Origin of the sequence: Burkholderia sp. 572, assembly GCF_040545135.1 — a bacterium.
GTDB classification, from domain to species: domain Bacteria; phylum Pseudomonadota; class Gammaproteobacteria; order Burkholderiales; family Burkholderiaceae; genus Burkholderia; species Burkholderia cepacia.
In genome coordinates, this window is the sequence record NZ_JBEPLH010000008.1 from 1 (window position 1) to 15,130 (window position 15,130).

General features: G+C 65.0%; 16 protein-coding genes. 6 read left to right on the forward strand and 10 right to left on the reverse strand.

From position 1 onward, the window contains the following. Positions 1-226 precede the first annotated feature (226 nt). The 3 genes from ABIC51_RS16390 to ABIC51_RS16400 form a co-directional block, all read right to left on the reverse strand. Positions 227-1,468: a metal-dependent hydrolase family protein gene (locus ABIC51_RS16390; protein ID WP_175898119.1), complete on the reverse strand. Its 1,242-nt coding sequence runs from the start codon at positions 1,466-1,468 to the stop codon at positions 227-229. Positions 1,469-1,481: 13 nt separating this feature from the next. Beyond that, positions 1,482-2,798, reverse strand: coding sequence for an MFS transporter (locus ABIC51_RS16395; RefSeq protein ID WP_175862711.1), 1,317 nt, complete (start codon positions 2,796-2,798; stop codon positions 1,482-1,484). Between the two features lie 123 nt (positions 2,799-2,921). Then, a complete protein-coding gene (locus tag ABIC51_RS16400; RefSeq protein ID WP_027790964.1) occupies positions 2,922-3,833 on the reverse strand; it encodes a LysR substrate-binding domain-containing protein in 912 nt (303 codons plus the stop codon). 376 nt (positions 3,834-4,209) lie between these two features. Here ABIC51_RS16400 and ABIC51_RS16405 point away from each other — a divergent pair, with 376 nt between their 5' ends. The 3 genes from ABIC51_RS16405 (at position 4,210) to ABIC51_RS16415 (ending at position 5,650) form a co-directional block, all read left to right on the forward strand. Next, complete coding sequence (locus ABIC51_RS16405) at positions 4,210-4,413, forward strand: cold-shock protein (RefSeq protein WP_027790965.1); 204 nt, start codon at positions 4,210-4,212, stop codon at positions 4,411-4,413. Positions 4,414-4,693: 280 nt separating this feature from the next. After that, a complete protein-coding gene (locus ABIC51_RS16410) occupies positions 4,694-4,918 on the forward strand; it encodes a hypothetical protein (RefSeq protein ID WP_021157316.1) in 225 nt (74 codons plus the stop codon). A 321-nt stretch (positions 4,919-5,239) separates the two neighbouring features. After that, entirely contained in the window at positions 5,240-5,650 is a 411-nt protein-coding gene (locus ABIC51_RS16415) for a TIGR02594 family protein (RefSeq protein ID WP_027790966.1), read from the forward strand. A 261-nt stretch (positions 5,651-5,911) separates the two neighbouring features. On the opposite strand, the gene ABIC51_RS16420 is transcribed toward ABIC51_RS16415, so the two are convergent. The 5 genes from ABIC51_RS16420 to ABIC51_RS16440 form a co-directional block, all read right to left on the reverse strand. After that, positions 5,912-7,348 (reverse strand): efflux transporter outer membrane subunit, encoded by a 1,437-nt coding sequence (locus ABIC51_RS16420; protein WP_111996908.1) that lies wholly within the window; start codon positions 7,346-7,348, stop codon positions 5,912-5,914. A gap of 16 nt (positions 7,349-7,364) precedes the next feature. Further along, on the reverse strand, positions 7,365-8,939 hold the full coding sequence (locus ABIC51_RS16425) for a DHA2 family efflux MFS transporter permease subunit (protein ID WP_354006561.1): 1,575 nt from the start codon (positions 8,937-8,939) through the stop codon (positions 7,365-7,367). A 13-nt stretch (positions 8,940-8,952) separates the two neighbouring features. Then, entirely contained in the window at positions 8,953-10,047 is a 1,095-nt protein-coding gene (locus ABIC51_RS16430; RefSeq protein WP_226128863.1) for an HlyD family secretion protein, read from the reverse strand. 68 nt (positions 10,048-10,115) lie between these two features. Then, positions 10,116-10,547: a MarR family winged helix-turn-helix transcriptional regulator gene (locus tag ABIC51_RS16435; protein WP_027790972.1), complete on the reverse strand. Its 432-nt coding sequence runs from the start codon at positions 10,545-10,547 to the stop codon at positions 10,116-10,118. Positions 10,548-10,628: 81 nt separating this feature from the next. Continuing rightward, entirely contained in the window at positions 10,629-11,549 is a 921-nt protein-coding gene (locus tag ABIC51_RS16440; RefSeq protein ID WP_060173088.1) for a LysR family transcriptional regulator, read from the reverse strand. Between the two features lie 91 nt (positions 11,550-11,640). Between ABIC51_RS16440 and ABIC51_RS16445 the strand changes: the two genes are divergently transcribed. The 3 genes from ABIC51_RS16445 to ABIC51_RS16455 all read left to right on the forward strand — a co-directional run bounded on the left by ABIC51_RS16445 (position 11,641) and on the right by ABIC51_RS16455 (position 13,944). Then, the gene (locus tag ABIC51_RS16445; protein ID WP_027790974.1) at positions 11,641-12,069 is read left to right on the forward strand and encodes a MarR family winged helix-turn-helix transcriptional regulator; all 429 of its coding nucleotides are present in this window, start codon (positions 11,641-11,643) and stop codon (positions 12,067-12,069) included. Positions 12,070-12,254: 185 nt separating this feature from the next. Further along, on the forward strand, positions 12,255-13,502 hold the full coding sequence (locus tag ABIC51_RS16450) for an aconitase X (RefSeq protein ID WP_060314146.1): 1,248 nt from the start codon (positions 12,255-12,257) through the stop codon (positions 13,500-13,502). Next, entirely contained in the window at positions 13,495-13,944 is a 450-nt protein-coding gene (locus ABIC51_RS16455) for an aconitase X swivel domain-containing protein (protein WP_027790976.1), read from the forward strand. The genes ABIC51_RS16450 and ABIC51_RS16455 overlap by 8 nt, the downstream gene beginning before the upstream one ends. Before the next feature lie 20 nt (positions 13,945-13,964). Here the strand turns inward: ABIC51_RS16455 and ABIC51_RS16460 are convergent, their stop codons facing one another. Next, entirely contained in the window at positions 13,965-14,552 is a 588-nt protein-coding gene (locus ABIC51_RS16460; RefSeq protein WP_226128862.1) for a hypothetical protein, read from the reverse strand. A gap of 11 nt (positions 14,553-14,563) precedes the next feature. After that, the gene (locus tag ABIC51_RS16465; protein WP_226128861.1) at positions 14,564-15,109 is read right to left on the reverse strand and encodes a hypothetical protein; all 546 of its coding nucleotides are present in this window, start codon (positions 15,107-15,109) and stop codon (positions 14,564-14,566) included. Between the last annotated feature and the right edge of the window lie 21 nt (positions 15,110-15,130).

Sequence of the window (15,130 nt, forward strand, 5' to 3'; positions counted from 1 at the left end):
GTTCAATCGTCATTTCTTCCTTGCGTTTGCGTGGCATAAAGTGGCTCCTTGGTCGCCAGTTTATGCCTCACACACAAAAGATCGGATAGGCTCCTTGGGCTACGAGAGGGGCGAAGCCAAGCCGTGAACGCCGCGCCTCACACCCACTGCCACCTTCAACAACTGTCACGGTCGCACGGCCCGCGAGGCTGCACTGCGCTTGCCGAAATAGCCGCACGGCGCCACATCAACGCCCGCTGTCACGCTGCTTCACGATCGTTCCCCGCTGCAATACATACTCGACCCGTGCTCTTTCATCGGCCACGACCCCGATATCCTCAAGCGGATTGCCATCCAGCACGACAAGGTCGGCAATCGCTCCCGCCGCAACCACCCCGAGCAGCCCGCGCATATTCACAATCTCCGCCGCCACCGTAGTCGCTGACCTGAGCGCTTCCAGATTCCCGAGCACCTCCGCCCGAATCCGGAACTCACCGGACTGAAACGCGTGCATCTCGCCGAGCAGATCCGACCCGAACCCCATCTTCACGCCGGCCTTCGCATAGATCTCCAGCGACTCGCGTCCTTTCTGCTGCACGGAAGCCACCTTCGCGACGGAGTCGGCGGGCATCCCGAACTCCGCGCCATGCTTGGCCAGCGCGTCATAAGTCACGAGCGTAGGCACCACAAACGCCCCATGCTCATGCATGATCTTCGCGGCCGCTTCATCCACGAGATTCCCATGCTCGATCGTCCGCACACCGCATCGCACCGCCCGCGCAATCGCCCGCCCCGTATATGCGTGCGCCATCACGTAGGTATTCGCAGCCTCAGCCTCATCGACGATGGCTCGAATCTCATCCTCCGAATACTGCGTGTTCGCAATCGGATCAGTCGGCGAAGCCACGCCACCTGACGCCATGATCTTGATCTGCGTCGCGCCTTTCTGAATCTCCTCACGCACGGCGAGCCGTACCCCTTCGACCCCATCGACAACCCGCGCAATCGCCCCCGTCCTGAAACAGCAAGAACAGGGCTCCAGCAAATCTCCCCGAGGACGAAAATCCCCATGCCCGCCGGTTTGCGACAACGCCTTCCCCGACGGAAAAATCCGCGGCCCCGGAATCAGTCCCGTCTCGACCGCCTGCATCAAACTCCAATCCGCGCCCCCCGCATCCCGCACGCTGGTAAACCCACGCGACAACATCGCATCGAGAATCGGCAGCGACCGGATCGCCGCGAGAATATTCGGCTGCGTCGCATTCGCGCCAAGGTTTGCGTTCGAAGCCAGCACATGCACATGGCAATCGATGAACCCCGGCATCACGGTCTTGCCGCGCACGTCGATCACCTGCGCATTCGGGAAATCCACCGGCCGATCGGTGACTTCGACGATCCGCTCGCCTTCGATCACGACATGATGATGTTCGAGCAACACGCCTCGTTCGAGGTCGAGCACGTTGCCGCCTTGAAGCACGGTAATGGTCATGGGAGAAATGTCCTTATCGAGTCGTTGAGGCCGCACGCTTCGCATCCTTCACGAAGCGCGTGCCGACGAAACTGACGGCCGCCGCGAGCATCACGTAGAACGCGGGCGCCATGTTGCTGCCGGTGCGGGCGATCAGCCATGTGATCAGAAACGGCGCGAACCCGCCGAAGATCGTCACCGCGAAGTTGTACGCAACGGAAAGCCCGGTCGACAGCACCTTGGTCGGGAACAGCTCCGCGAACGCAGCGAGGATCGGCCCGGTATAAGTCGCAATCAGTACGCCGAACACGGCCTGGAACACGATCAGCGACGTGAACCCGGGCGCATGGTTGATCCACGCGAACATCGGCCACGCCAGCACGAGGATCGCGAGCGCTGAGCCGGACAGGAACACGCGCCGTCCCCACACGTCGGCGAGCCGACCGACGATCGGCGAGCAGCACATGATCATCAGTCCGCCGACCATGCCGGCCGCGAAGCCGGTCGATTGCGGCAGATGCAGCGTGCGCACGGAATACGTCGGCATGTAGAACAGCAGCACGTAGGTACAGACCGTCCACAGAATGACCATTGAAAAACTTGCGAAGGTTTCGCGCGGGTAGGTCGACAGCACCTCCTTCAGCGGCGAGCTTTCCTTCGCCTGCGATTCGACGGCGCTGAACGCGGGCGTCTCGTCGATATGACTGCGGATGAAGTAACCGACCGGCCCGACGACGATCCCGAGCAGGAACGGCAGCCGCCAGCCCCAACTGTGCAGCGCCTGCGTATCAAGCGACGTGGTAACGAACGTACCGGTCGCCGCGCCGAGCAGCACCGCGAAGCCGATGCTCGACTGGATCCAGCTGGAGTAATACGCGCGCTTCTCCGGCGGCGCGTATTCGGTGAGGAACGCGGTGGCACCGCCCATCTCGCCGCCGGCCGAAAAACCTTGCAGCAGCCGCGCGACGACGATCAGGATCGGCGCGGCGATGCCGGCCTGTTCGTAGGTCGGCGCGATCCCGATGAGCGCGGTGCCGGCCGCCATCAGCAGGATCGTGAGCGACAGCGCGGCCTTGCGTCCGACCTTGTCCGCATACACGCCGAGCACGATTCCGCCCACCGGCCGCATGAAGAAGCCGACGCCGAACGTCGCGACGGTCAGCAGCACGGACGTCAGTTCGTTGCCGGTCGGGAAGAACAGCTTCGCGATGATCACCGCGAAGAAGCTGTAGACGGTGAAGTCGAACCATTCGAGGCCGTTGCCGATCACGGTCGCGACGATGGCGCGGCGGCGTTGCTGCACGGCCGCATCAACGGCAGGCGCGGCGCGCGGGGAAAGCGTTCCTTGCATGGTCTCTTCCTTTGTCAGAAGCCGGGACGGCTGCCCCGCGTGAATCTCATGCTAAGGACAGCCGGATTTTTTTCTGAAACGAAAGATTCGCATGCACGCATGCGCTGTACGCATGCATTGCGCTCAGGACGCGGTCTGCTTCTCCGCCTGTTCGAACAGCCAACGCGTGAACAGGCGGGCGGCGTGGTTCTGCGCGCGGTCGTTGGGCGAGATCACGTAATAGCCGCCGCCGTGGCTTGCGGACGCGTCCGTCACGCGCACGAGCAGCCCGGCTTCGATGCATGCGTCGATCATGTAGCGCCAGCCGAGCGACACGCCCTGGCTGAGTATCGTCATCTGCACGATCTGCGGATACGAATTGATTGTGATGTCCTGCGGCTGCGCCTTTTGCCGGTCGACGTCGTTCATGTCGAACCATTCGGACCACGACATCCATTGACGCTGCCCGTCTTCGAGGCGCAGCAGCGTTTCGTTCGCGAGGTCGGCCGCGTTCAGCGTGCGGCCGGCCAGATAACCCGGCGCGCAGACGGGAAACACTTCCTCGTCGAAGAGCTTGCGCGCGGTGTATTCGGCCGGTGCCTGCTGGCGCACGTAGTAGACGCCGACGTCGAATTCCGCCGGCGACATCGACGCAAGGCCGTCGCGCACGATCAGGCGCAGCTTGACGTTCGGATACGCGGCGCGAAAGTCTGGCAGCCGCGGCGTCAGCCAAAGCACCGCAACGCCGGACGAGCACGCGATCGTCAGCTCGAGATCGCCGTACGGTTTCATCACGTCGTGCGTGGCTTCCGCGCATTGGGTGAGCAGATGGTGGACCTGCGCCGCGTATTGCTCGCCGGCGATCGTCAGCCGCAGCGAGCGATGCTCGCGGACGAACAGCGAGCGGCCGAGGAATTCTTCCAGTTGTTGAATCTGACGGCTGATCGCGCTTTGGGTCAGGTGCAGTTCGGCGGCGGCTTTCGTGAAGCTCGCATGTCGCACGGCGGCTTCGAACGCGACCAGGCACTGTAGAGGCGGAAGAGGCGTGATGCGCATGGCAGGCGGGTAGTCGGAGGGGGCTGCCGACATGATACGGACTGAGCGAACGGAAATCACAAGGAGAGAAGGGCGTTGCCGATCAGCGTATTCGTCCGGAGATTGTGCGCAACGCGCGCCCGGCCGGGTAAGGCGCGCAGCCGGTTGGGGCCACATCGATTCGCCCGAAAAGCGGATCGCGCGGTAAAACAGTTACAAGTTAGCAGTTGACGCGCGCCAGCCCGGCGGTTAGTGTACGCATCGAAGTCCAAGAAGTCCGATTGCTGTTCATCAATTGCTCGCTTTCCACAGCGGTATTCGTTGTCCTCTCCCTCCTTGACGCTTCACGCGCTCTTCAACGGCGCAAATCTCTCTATTTTTTTCTCAAGGAATCTTCATGGATACCGGTATCGTCAAGTGGTTCAACGACAGCAAGGGTTTTGGCTTCATCACGCCGGATAACGGCGGTGACGACCTGTTCGCCCACTTCTCCGAAATTCGTGCCGACGGCTTCAAGACGCTGGCTGAAAACCAGAAAGTGAGCTTCGAAACGAAGCAGGGCCCGAAGGGTCTGCAAGCGGCCAACATCACGCCGCTGTAAAGTTTGAAGGGCCCGGCCTCCCACGACGGACGCCGGGTCGCAGCGACACCCCCACGGAGCTTCGTCTCCTGAAGTTGGCGCGATTGCTCTTAGCTGCATCTGTTCATTCAGCAGCTCGCCAAGCGCCACACGCCTCGTTGCACTTCATTCCCCCCTCCGGCAGCAACGCCTCACTTTCGTTTTCCGAAAGCTTCAGATTCAGCTTGCAATAGCTTTGAATCGACGCGTCCGTGCATATTGCGCACGGCATGCGCGCACTCGAACATGATTAAAATTAAAAATGCAAAACAAACGAATTCAACAATACAACGGCTATGCCGTCCAACCCTCGGCGCATCGTTTGCCCGACGGTAGTTTTTCATCCAACCTGGTGCTCGAACGTACCGACAGCACACCCGCGGAAGGCCGCTACCAGTTCTATTCGCTCGACTACTTCGCGAGCGAAGCGCAGGCACTGCGGCACTCGGCCCGCTGGGCACGTCGCTGGATCGACACACGCGGTTAAAGGTAGCGCCGCGGTACCCGACACCCAACGCAGATGAGTCACCCGGGCGCGCACGACAACGCGCGTCCAACCCTCGCGCGCGATCGATTCGTTACGCTTCGATTCGATCGGCGCGCCACGCTCTCCCGGTTCCGAAGCTGGCCTGTCGCCGAGCATGGTCGTCAGGCACTTGAACGCGCTCGTACAACGCGAGGCCACGCGTACAGGTGCTCGTCGCCTCGCATCATTCGTGCGAAGATTGGCCGCACATCACACTCGCCCGAGAACGACGTGACCCCATTCAACCCCGAGAGCAAACCGGACGCCGCCCACCCGCCCTGGATGCCCGTCGCGATGGCGGAACTCGGCATCCGCCGCCATCCGCCCGGCAGCATCAATCCGCGCATCGTCGAATACAACAACCAGACGAACCTGGTCGGCTACGACGACAAGATTTCCTGGTGCTCGTCGTTCGTCAACTGGTGCATGACGCACGCCGGCATTCGCGGGACGGGCTCCGCGCTCGCGCGTTCGTGGCTCGAATGGGGCCGGCCGCTGGAGCGCCCTGTGTACGGCTGCATCGCGATCCTGACGCGCGACGATCCCGCGAGCTGGAAAGGGCATGTCGGCTTCTACCTGCGTCACGACGACGAGCACGTACATCTGTTCGGCGGCAATCAACTGGAAGAGGTGCGCGAACTCGCGTACCCGTTGAACGAAGTGATCGGCTACCGCTGGCCCGACGCCGTCTGACCAACCGCCGCAGCGCAGACAAAACGTCGAACATCGCCTTTCAAGCGGCGGCTAATTTGTCGCACACACCGTATCGATCCACGCGGAGCCTGCCGACGCGCCCGCCCCTGTAATACGCGGTTGCAAGGCCCGCGGCGGCGGCACGAGGGAAAGTATGCGGCTGCCGGCGCGCCGCGTTTCAGATCGTCCCGCATGCAACCAGAATCGGCGTGCTAGAGTAAGCCGGCAAGTGTTGAGGCCGGCGTCGGATCGTGATCACGTTCAGTTCTTCGCCACCGCCTCCACCGTCGGCCCACCCGTCGCGTCGTTCCTGCTCCACCCGCCCCCAAGCGACCGATAAAGCGCGACCGCCGCCAGCGCATGCTCGCGCCTGACCTGATTGAGCGAATCCGAGTCCCGCAGATACACCTCCTGCGCCGACAGCACGTCCAGAAAATCCGTCGCGCCACCCTTGTAGAGCTGATTCGCCAGCCCGAGCGCCTTGTCCGACGCAGCGAGCGCACTATCGAGCCGCCGCGTCGCCTCATCGGCGCTGACGAGATTCGCACGTGCATCCTCGACTTCCCGCAACGCCTGCAGCATCGTCTGCCGCAACCCGAGTTCCGACTCGCGCATCCGGCTTTCGCTCTGCGAGATATCCGCCGTAATCCGCCCCGCATTGAAGATCGGGCTCGTCGCGCTCAACGCCGCGCTGAACAGGTTGTCGGTCAACGTCGGCAACCCGAGATAGGAAGCCGCGAGAATCCCGTCCGTCAGGTTCAACGAAAACTTCGGATACCGCTCGGCCTTCGCCACGCCAACTTGCGCCGCCCGTCGCTCGACCTGCGCATACGCAGTCAGCACATCGGGCCGCCGCAGCAACGCCTGCGAAGGCAACGTACCGGGTGCGCCAGCGGGCGGTGCGGGAATGTCGCCGGCCTGCGCGAGCACGAGCCGATCGACCGATTCAGGCGTGCGCCCCGAATACACGGCAATCAGGTTGAGCTGATGCGAGATCTGCGCCTGCGTCGGCGGAATCCGCGCTTCGAGCGCGTCGAGCTGGTTCTGCGCACGCGTGACGTCGAGTTCCGTCGACAGCCCGAACGCCTGTCGCTTGCGCGTGAGTTCGAGCGCATGCTGCCGGATCTTCGCGTTGTCCTGAAGGATCTTCAGTTCCTGCTGTGCCCAGCGCAGATCGACATACGCGGACGCCGCATCCGCTGCGAGCGCGAGCCGCATCGCATCTTCCGCATGCTTCTGGCCGACGAGTTCCGCCTGCGCGGCGAGCAGGTCGAGCCGTTCACCGCCGAACACGTCGGGCGACCAGCTCAGTGCGAGCCCCGCGCCGGCCTGCCGCACATAGCCGAGCGGCGGTGGCGTGTTCTGGCGTGCGTCGGCCGCATGCGCGGTCGCGTCGAGTTCGGGCAGCAGCACCGCGCGCTTCTGCACGGTCAGCGCCTGCGCCTGCTTCACGCGTTCGGCGGCGGCCTGCAGATCGAGGTTGCCGTCGAGCACGACCGCGATCAGCCGGTCGAGCACGGGATCGTGGAATTGCGCCCACCAGGCGGCGGCGTCGATGTCCGCGCGCGGCACGTCGGTATCCCATGCGACGGGTGCGAGCGTCTGGACGGATTCGGACAGCGCCGGATGCTGCGCGGGCTGCACCGCGCACCCGGCGGCGAATGCGCTGACAGCCAGCGCGACGAGTAGCTTTTTCATGATGATGACCCTGGCCTCAGTGCGCGTCCGGCGGCGGCGCGTTCAACGTAATGGGTTTGGAAAACACGACGGCAAACAGCGCGACGACGAAACACAGCGACAGCACGTAATACGCATCCGCATAAGTGAGCGTCAGCGCTTCGCGATAGATCAGCCGATGCAGGTTCGCCAGCCCGGCCTGCGCGGTATTCAGCGTATTGCCTGCGACGGAGCCCCAGTACGCGGCCTGTCGATCGAGCAGCGACGCGATTTGCGGCTCGCCGGCGCTCACGTGCTCGTTCAGCCGCAGGTAGTGAAAATTCAGCCGGTCGTTGAGCATCGTCGCGCTCACCGCGATGCCGATCGCCCCGCCGAGATTGCGCATCAGGTTGAACAGGCCGCTCGCCGATTTCAGCTGCGACTGCGGCAGCGAGCCGAGCGCCATCGTGACGATCGGCGGCACGCTGAACTGCTGGCCGATGCCGCGCAGTGCCTGCGGCAGCAGCAATTCGCGCCAGCCCCAGTCGTGCGTGATCGGCGTGTACAGGTAGCAGCCGAGGCCGAAACAGATCAGCCCGAACACGAGCAGCGCACGCAGGCTGAAGAAACGCGCGGCGAACGCATAGGCGCAGAGCGCGACCAACTGGAACGCACCGACCGACAGCAGCGCGATGCCGATCTGCAGCGAGCTGAATGCGCGCACCTGCGCGAGAAACAGCGGCGTCAGGAACACGGTCACGAAGATCCCGATGCCGGTCACGAACGACAGCAGGCTGCCGATCCCGAAGTTGCGCACGGCGAGCGCGCGCAGGTCGACGATCGGATCTTTCGCGGTCAGCGCATGCACGAGGAACAGGAAGCCGCAGATGCCGGAGATCCACGCGCAGATCACGATCGCGTCGTCGCCGAACCAGTTCTTGCGCGGGCCTTCCTCCAGCACGTATTCGAGGCAGCCGAGGAAACCCGACATCAGCACGATGCCGAGGTAGTCGCCGCGCTTGATGAGGCTCAGGTCGGGTTCGTCGATATGCACGTAGCGCGGCACGAGTGCGGCCACCGCGATGCCCGGTACGAGGTTCAGGTAGAACAGCCAGTGCCACGACCATTGATCGGTGATCCAGCCGCCGATCACGGGGCCGATGGCCGGGGCGAGCGACGCGAGCGCGCCGATGGTCGTCGACGCGATCAGCCGCTGCCGGCCCGGGAACAGCACGAACGCGGTGGTGAACACGGTCGGGATCATCGCGGCGCCGAGCGCGCCCTGCAGCCCGCGAAACAGGATCATCGAGTTGATGTCCCACGCGAGCCCGCACAGCATGCTCGTGATCGTGAAGCCGACGGCCGACGCGACGAACAGCCAGCGCGTCGACATCACCTTCGACAGCCAGCCCGACATCGGGATCACGATGATCTCGGCGATCAGGTAGGCCGTCTGCACCCACGACAGTTCGTCCTGGCTGGCGGACAGGCCGCCGCCGATGTCGCGCAGCGACGACGCGACGATCTGGATGTCGAGCGTCGCCATGAAGAAGCCGACGCACATCAGCGCGAAGGCGAAGACGCGCTGCTTCGTCGGTTGCGACGCCGGGTCGCCGGAAAACGCGGTGGTCATCGTCGTCTCCCGTTCAGTTCGCGCGGCCGGTATGCACGGTCACGACCGCGGACAGGCCCGGGCGCAGCACGTGCTCGAGGCCCGGCTGCGGATCGAGATGCACGCGCACGGGCACGCGCTGGACGATCTTCGTGAAGTTGCCGGTCGCGTTCTCGGGCGGCAGCACGCTGAAGGTCGCGCCGGTCGCGGGCGCGAGGCTGTCGATGCGGCCGTGCAGGCGCGTGCTCGACGCATCGAGCGACACGTCGACGCGATCGCCCGCGTGCATCTTGCGAAGCTGGTCTTCCTTGAAGTTCGCGTCGATCCACAGTCCGGAAGCCGGCACGATCGTCAGCAGCGGCACGCCGACGTTCGCGAGCATCCCGACGCGGCCCGTGCGATTGCCGACGTAACCGTCGACCGGCGAGCGGATCGTCGTGTATTCGACGTTGAGCGCGGCGACGCGCTGCGCGGCGAGCGCGGTGTTCACGCGCGCCCGAGCGTCGGCGAGCTGCGCGCCGAGCACGTCGAGCTGCCGCTTCGACGCGAGCAGCGCGGCGTCGCTGCGTTCGACGGCGGCGCCGGCCTTCGAGTAATCGGCGTCCGCGCGTTCGACGATCTGGTTCGACACCGCGTCGGATTTCACGAGCTCGCGGTAGCGCACACGATCCGATGCGGCGCGCGTCAGCTCGGCCGACGAAGCGTTCTTGTCCGCTGCGTGCTGTCCGATCACCGCATATTGCAGTTGCTGCTTCGCCTCGAGTTCGGTCACGGCGGAGCGCGCGCTGTCGACTTCGGCGCTGGCCTGCGCGAGCTTCGCGTCGTAGTCGCGTGCATCGAGCTGCACGAGCACGTCGCCGGCCTTCACGCGCTGGTTGTCGGTCACGAGGATCTTGTCGACGAAGCCGTTGACCTTCGGCGCGAGCACCGTCACGTCGCCGCCGACATAGGCATCGTCGGTGCTTTCCTGGAAGCGCAGCACGAACAGCCAGTCGAGCGCGGCGGCGGCCACGACGACGACGACGGCACCCACCGCGATGCGCATCCACGGCACGCGGCGCTGTTGCTTCGCGGGTTGGTCGGTTGTGGCTGCTTCGCGTGACGCGGCAGCGGCTTGGGTCGTTTCCATCGATTCACCTATGTATATGCACGTATCAAAACGAAAGACGGCGTGCCGTCCGTCGGGGAAGTCGTCAATCAGCGTTCCGGCAGGTTGTGCGTGATCCGGAACAATTCGTCTCTGAGGCGGGCCGCCTGCGCCGACCCGAAACACCGCTCGAATGCCTCCTGCGCGGCGAGCCAGTGCACGTGCGCATCGGCGACCTTGGTTTCGCCGTGCTCGGTGAGTGCGAACGTCTGGCCGCGGCACGGCGGCTCGATCCGGCCCGCCACCAGCGCCGCGCCGACGAGCGGCTTGAGCGCGCGCAGCAGCGCGGTGCGTTCGATCACCAGCACGCTCGACAAGGTCGCCATCGTCAGGCCGGGCCGGTCGCGCAGCAGCGCGAGAATGCTGTATTGCGATGGCGTGACGCCCGCGCGCGACAGATAGCGCTCGTAGAACTGCGAGATTCGCCGGGCGGCTTGCCGGACCGCGAAGCAATCGTCATCGGTGAGCGTTGTCTTGTGCATGTGCACATGTTAGGTGGCAATACGGCGTGAAGCGAGCGGAGGAGCGGGATCAGATTGTTGTCACGGCTGTACCAATCGGCGTCAGGCCGCCGCCGGAACGATCCAGCCTTCGCGGTCGCAGTAGGCGGCCGTGTAGTCGATGAACGCCTTGACCTTCGCGGGCAGCAGCGCGCGGTTCGCGTACGCGAGCTTGATCTCGACGAAGGCATCGACGAGATCGGCGTCCGGCAGCAGCTGCACGAGCGCGCCCGACGCGAGTTCGTCCCCGACGAGCGTTTTCGGCACGACGCCGATGCCGAAGTCGTGCATCACCATTTCGCGGTTGAAGACGGGGCTGTTCGACGAGATGTCGAAGCGGAACGGCACGGTCAGCGTGTCGCCGTCGATGCGGAACGACAAGGCGGGTCGCCGCAGCGACGGCGACATCGGCACGAACGGATGGTCGGCCAGATCGGCCGGCGTTTGGGGATGCGAATGCGCGCGCAGGTACGCGGGTGTCGCGACGATCACGACCGGAATGCGTTCGACCAGCCGCACGACGGTCGTTTCGCTCGTCAGCATGTACGGCACGACGATGCCGATGTCGTAGCCTTCGCCGACGAGATCGACCGGGCGCTCGGTCAGCGTCACGTCGAGGCGCACCTTCGGGTGCGCGGCCTTGAAGCCGGCGATCAGCGGCACCAGCCGGTTCAGCGCGGCCGTCGTGTGCGCGACGAGCCGCAACAGGCCTTCGGGCTCGCGCGTCGGCGACTGCGCTTCCGCTTCGAGCGAGTCGAGCTCGTCCAGCACGGCCGCGCAGCGCTCGTAGATGCGCTCGGCGGTTTCGGTCAGCGACACCTGGCGCGTGGTCCGGTGCAGCAGCCGGCTGCCGAAGCGCGCTTCGAGATCCGCGACCGCGCGCGACACGACAGGCCGGGCGAGGCCGAGCATGTCGGCTGCGCGCGTGAAGCTGCGCAGCTCCACCACCGACCGGAAGATCCTCAGCTTGTCGATGTAGTCCATGTCCGTCTCCTTGACGCGAGGGCCGGCCGCCGGCCTGGTTACGGCGGAGTGTACATTGACTTTATGCATATGCACATATAAATTGCGAGGCATGAACGACACCTCGATTGCCCAGGCGTGCAACTGTCTCGCGCTGCGTCAGGCAGCGCGCTTCGTCACGCAACTGTACGAACGCCATCTGGCCCCGGTTGGCGTCACGCCCGCCCAGTTCTCGATCATGTCGAACCTGACGCGCAGGCCCGGCCTGCTGATGAGCGAACTCGCCGATAGCCTCGTGATGGATCGCACGACGCTGCTGCGCGCGCTGAAGCCGCTGCAGCGCGACGGCTTCGTCGCGACGGCCGCGTCCGAGCACGATGCGCGTGCGCATGCGTTGAGCCTCACGAAGCCGGGCGAGCGCACGTTCGCGCGGGCGCTGGTTGCGTGGCAGGCCGCGCAGGACGAATTCGAGACGCAGTTCGGACGCGACCGCGCGAAGGCGCTGCGCGACGAGCTGTTCAGCGTGACCGCGGAACGCTAGACGAACCGGCGGCAAACTGGAGCGGAATTCGAGCCATTGCCCACTTCGGTGACGCTATATGGCTGAAATTGGTTTTTTAAACTGTCCGGATCGACGCGGATCTGGACAGTTTTTATTCCCAGTTGTAGAGTCCCCTGACGGATTTCACGGGCCGGCGCCGCCGGCACGCGTCAGAGGAGCAACCGATGCTGCAGTTGAGTGACCGCGACAGCGCCATGCTGCGCGGGGATTACGGCGATGGCGTCGCGCGCGCGATGCGGATCGTCGCACGCACGGCGCAGGTGATGTCCGCGCCGCACCTGATCGACATCACGTCCGCGCATATCGACGGCTGCCTGTACCACGGCCAGACGAGCCTCGACTTCGTCGAATATTTCGTCGACACCGGCGCGAAGGTCGCGGTGCCGACCACGCTGAACGTCGGGTCGCTCGACCTGATCCATCCCGAGCTGTACCACGGCGACCGCACGATCCAGCGCGACGCGCAGCGCCTGATGGACGCGCATCTGCAACTCGGCTGCGAATCGAGCTTCACATGCGCGCCGTATCAACTGAAGAACCGTCCCGCGAAAGGCGAGCAGATCGCGTGGGCCGAATCGAACGCGATCGTGTTCGCGAACTCGGTGCTCGGCGCGCGCACCAGCCGGTATGGCGATTTTCTCGACCTGGCTGCCGCGATCACCGGGCGCGCGCCGTATGCGGGGCTGCATGTCGAAGCGAACCGCGCCGCGCGGATCGTGTTCAACGCGCCGGACTTCAGCCGCCTGCCGTCGCGCGACATTTATTTCGCCGCGCTCGGGCTGCTGATCGGCAGGATCGCGGGCGCGATCGTGCCCGCGATCGTCGGGCTGCCGGCGGATACCACCGAAGACGAACTCAAGGCGCTGGGCGCGGCGGCCGCCTCGAGCGGCGCCGTCGCGCTGTTCCATGCGGTGGGCATCACACCCGAGGCGCCGACGCTCGACGCCGCGTTGCACGGGCAGGCGGCGCAACGCACGGTCGACGTCGCGATGGCCGACCTCGACGAGATTCGCCGCACGCTGAACCACGGCGCGGCCGGCGACGCACTCGTCGCGGTGGCGCTCGGCACGCCGCATTTCTCGCTGGCCGAATTCCGCACGCTCGGCACCTTGCTCGACGCGTTCGACGGCAAGCCGGCCTGCGATTTCTACGTGAACACGAGCCGCTTCATCTTGTGGGAGCTGGAGGAAGCCGGCCTCGCGGAAAAATTCGCCGCGCGCGGCATTCAGATCGTCGTCGACACCTGCACGTACATCACGCCGGTGATGAAGCAACTGTCAGGGCTGGTGATGACCAATTCGGGGAAATGGGCGTCGTATGCGCCCGCGAACATCGGCGTGACGGTCGCGTACGGCAGCATGCGCGAATGCGTGCGGTCGGCGTTCGAAGGAAAGGTGCGATTCGATGACTGAAACGACGGGCAAGGGCTTGACGGGCGACACGCTCGTGCCGGGCAGCGCATGCGCGCGCGCGTTCGTGCTCGACAAGCCGCTCAGTTTCTGGGGCGGCTACGATTCGGGCGCGGGAAAGATCGTCGATCGCGGGCATCCGCAGGCCGGTGCGAGCCTCGCCGGCAAGGTGATGGTGATGCCGCACGCGAAGGGCTCGAGTTCGAGCAGCAGCGTGCTCGCGGAAGCCGTGCGCAACGGCACGGGGCCGGTCGGGATCGTGCTGAAGGAGCGCGACCTGATCATCTCGATCGGCGCGATCGTGGCGGCCGAGCTGTATGCGATCGCGGTGCCGGTGGTGTGCGTGACCGATGACGTGTACGACGCGATCGTCGCCGCGACGGGCGAGGTGCGGATCGAGGCGGGCGAGGGGGACGGTGGGGCGCGGATCGTCGTCGGCTGCTGACGCGTCGCGGGCGTATCGCGTCAGAGAAAACGGATGTTCGGCGTATCGTCGTTCGCGAGCGACAGCGCCTGCCTTGCGGCGTTCATCTCGCGCTTGCCGCCGGGCTGCCTGAGCCGCCGGATCTCGGGCCACACGATCACGCCGAACACGGTGCGCAGGATCGTGCTCAGCAGGAAGAACCCGATCGCGCCCCCGGCGAACCACGCGAACGTGTCGAGCATCCCGTCGAGGCTGCGCGACACCGCGGACATGATGCCGAGAATGAAGACGGAGGCGACCAGCAGGAATAGCGTCGCGAACACATCGATGCGGGCCGCGGCGACTTTCGCGGGTCGAACCAGATACACCGAGGCGTCGGTCGCGTTGTGGACGCCGTAGATGGCCGGGCGATCCGGGCCTTCGGCGTACGCCACCTCCAGCCGATCGCCCGCGACGAGGAACAGGCTGCGCGTGGCGCTGGTCACGAGCGTGAGCGGCGCGTCGAACGTGTCGAGCTGCAGCGCGATCTCCTCGATGCCTTGCGTCGTCCAGCCGAGATTGTTGCTCCAGACCTGCGTAGTGATCGTCTTCTGGCTGACGGACGTCACGCGGCCGGATGCGATTTGCATGGTGCGACCGGTCATCCGTTGCTCCGTTCCATCGTGAACCCGGTGGGTTCGTACCGCCACTTTTCCTGCGCCTCGCGACGCTGAGGCCGGAACACCAGATCGGACAGCCCCGCGATCGCGAGCAGGATGCCCAGCAGGCTGATGATGCTCGCGAGCAAGGCCAGGGCGCCGACGAACGCCCAGCCCGATCTGAACACGGCGGCACCGATCAGCAGGCTCAGCACGAAGACGATCGATGCCCATGTGAGCAGCGTCAGGTTGCCGTCCCTTTGTCCGAGCGCATCGTAAGGCGCGATCGCCAGGTCGCTGCTTCTGATCCACGCGATCCGGTGACGGCCGCGATCGTTGAAGATGCACGCGCGCACGGCCATCCCGGGCTTCAATCGATCGATCTGCTTGAACGCCTCTGCGTCGAAATCGTCGGCGGCGATGAAGTAGCAGGCGTTCTGCATCGTCAGGCGATAAAGCGGCGCCTTCCTGATGTCGGCCGCGATCCGGACGAGGTTCGTATCGATACGGTCGATCGTCGACTCGATCAGCGTGGTGTGATTGGGCATGGGGCGGGAGAGTGCGCCGGT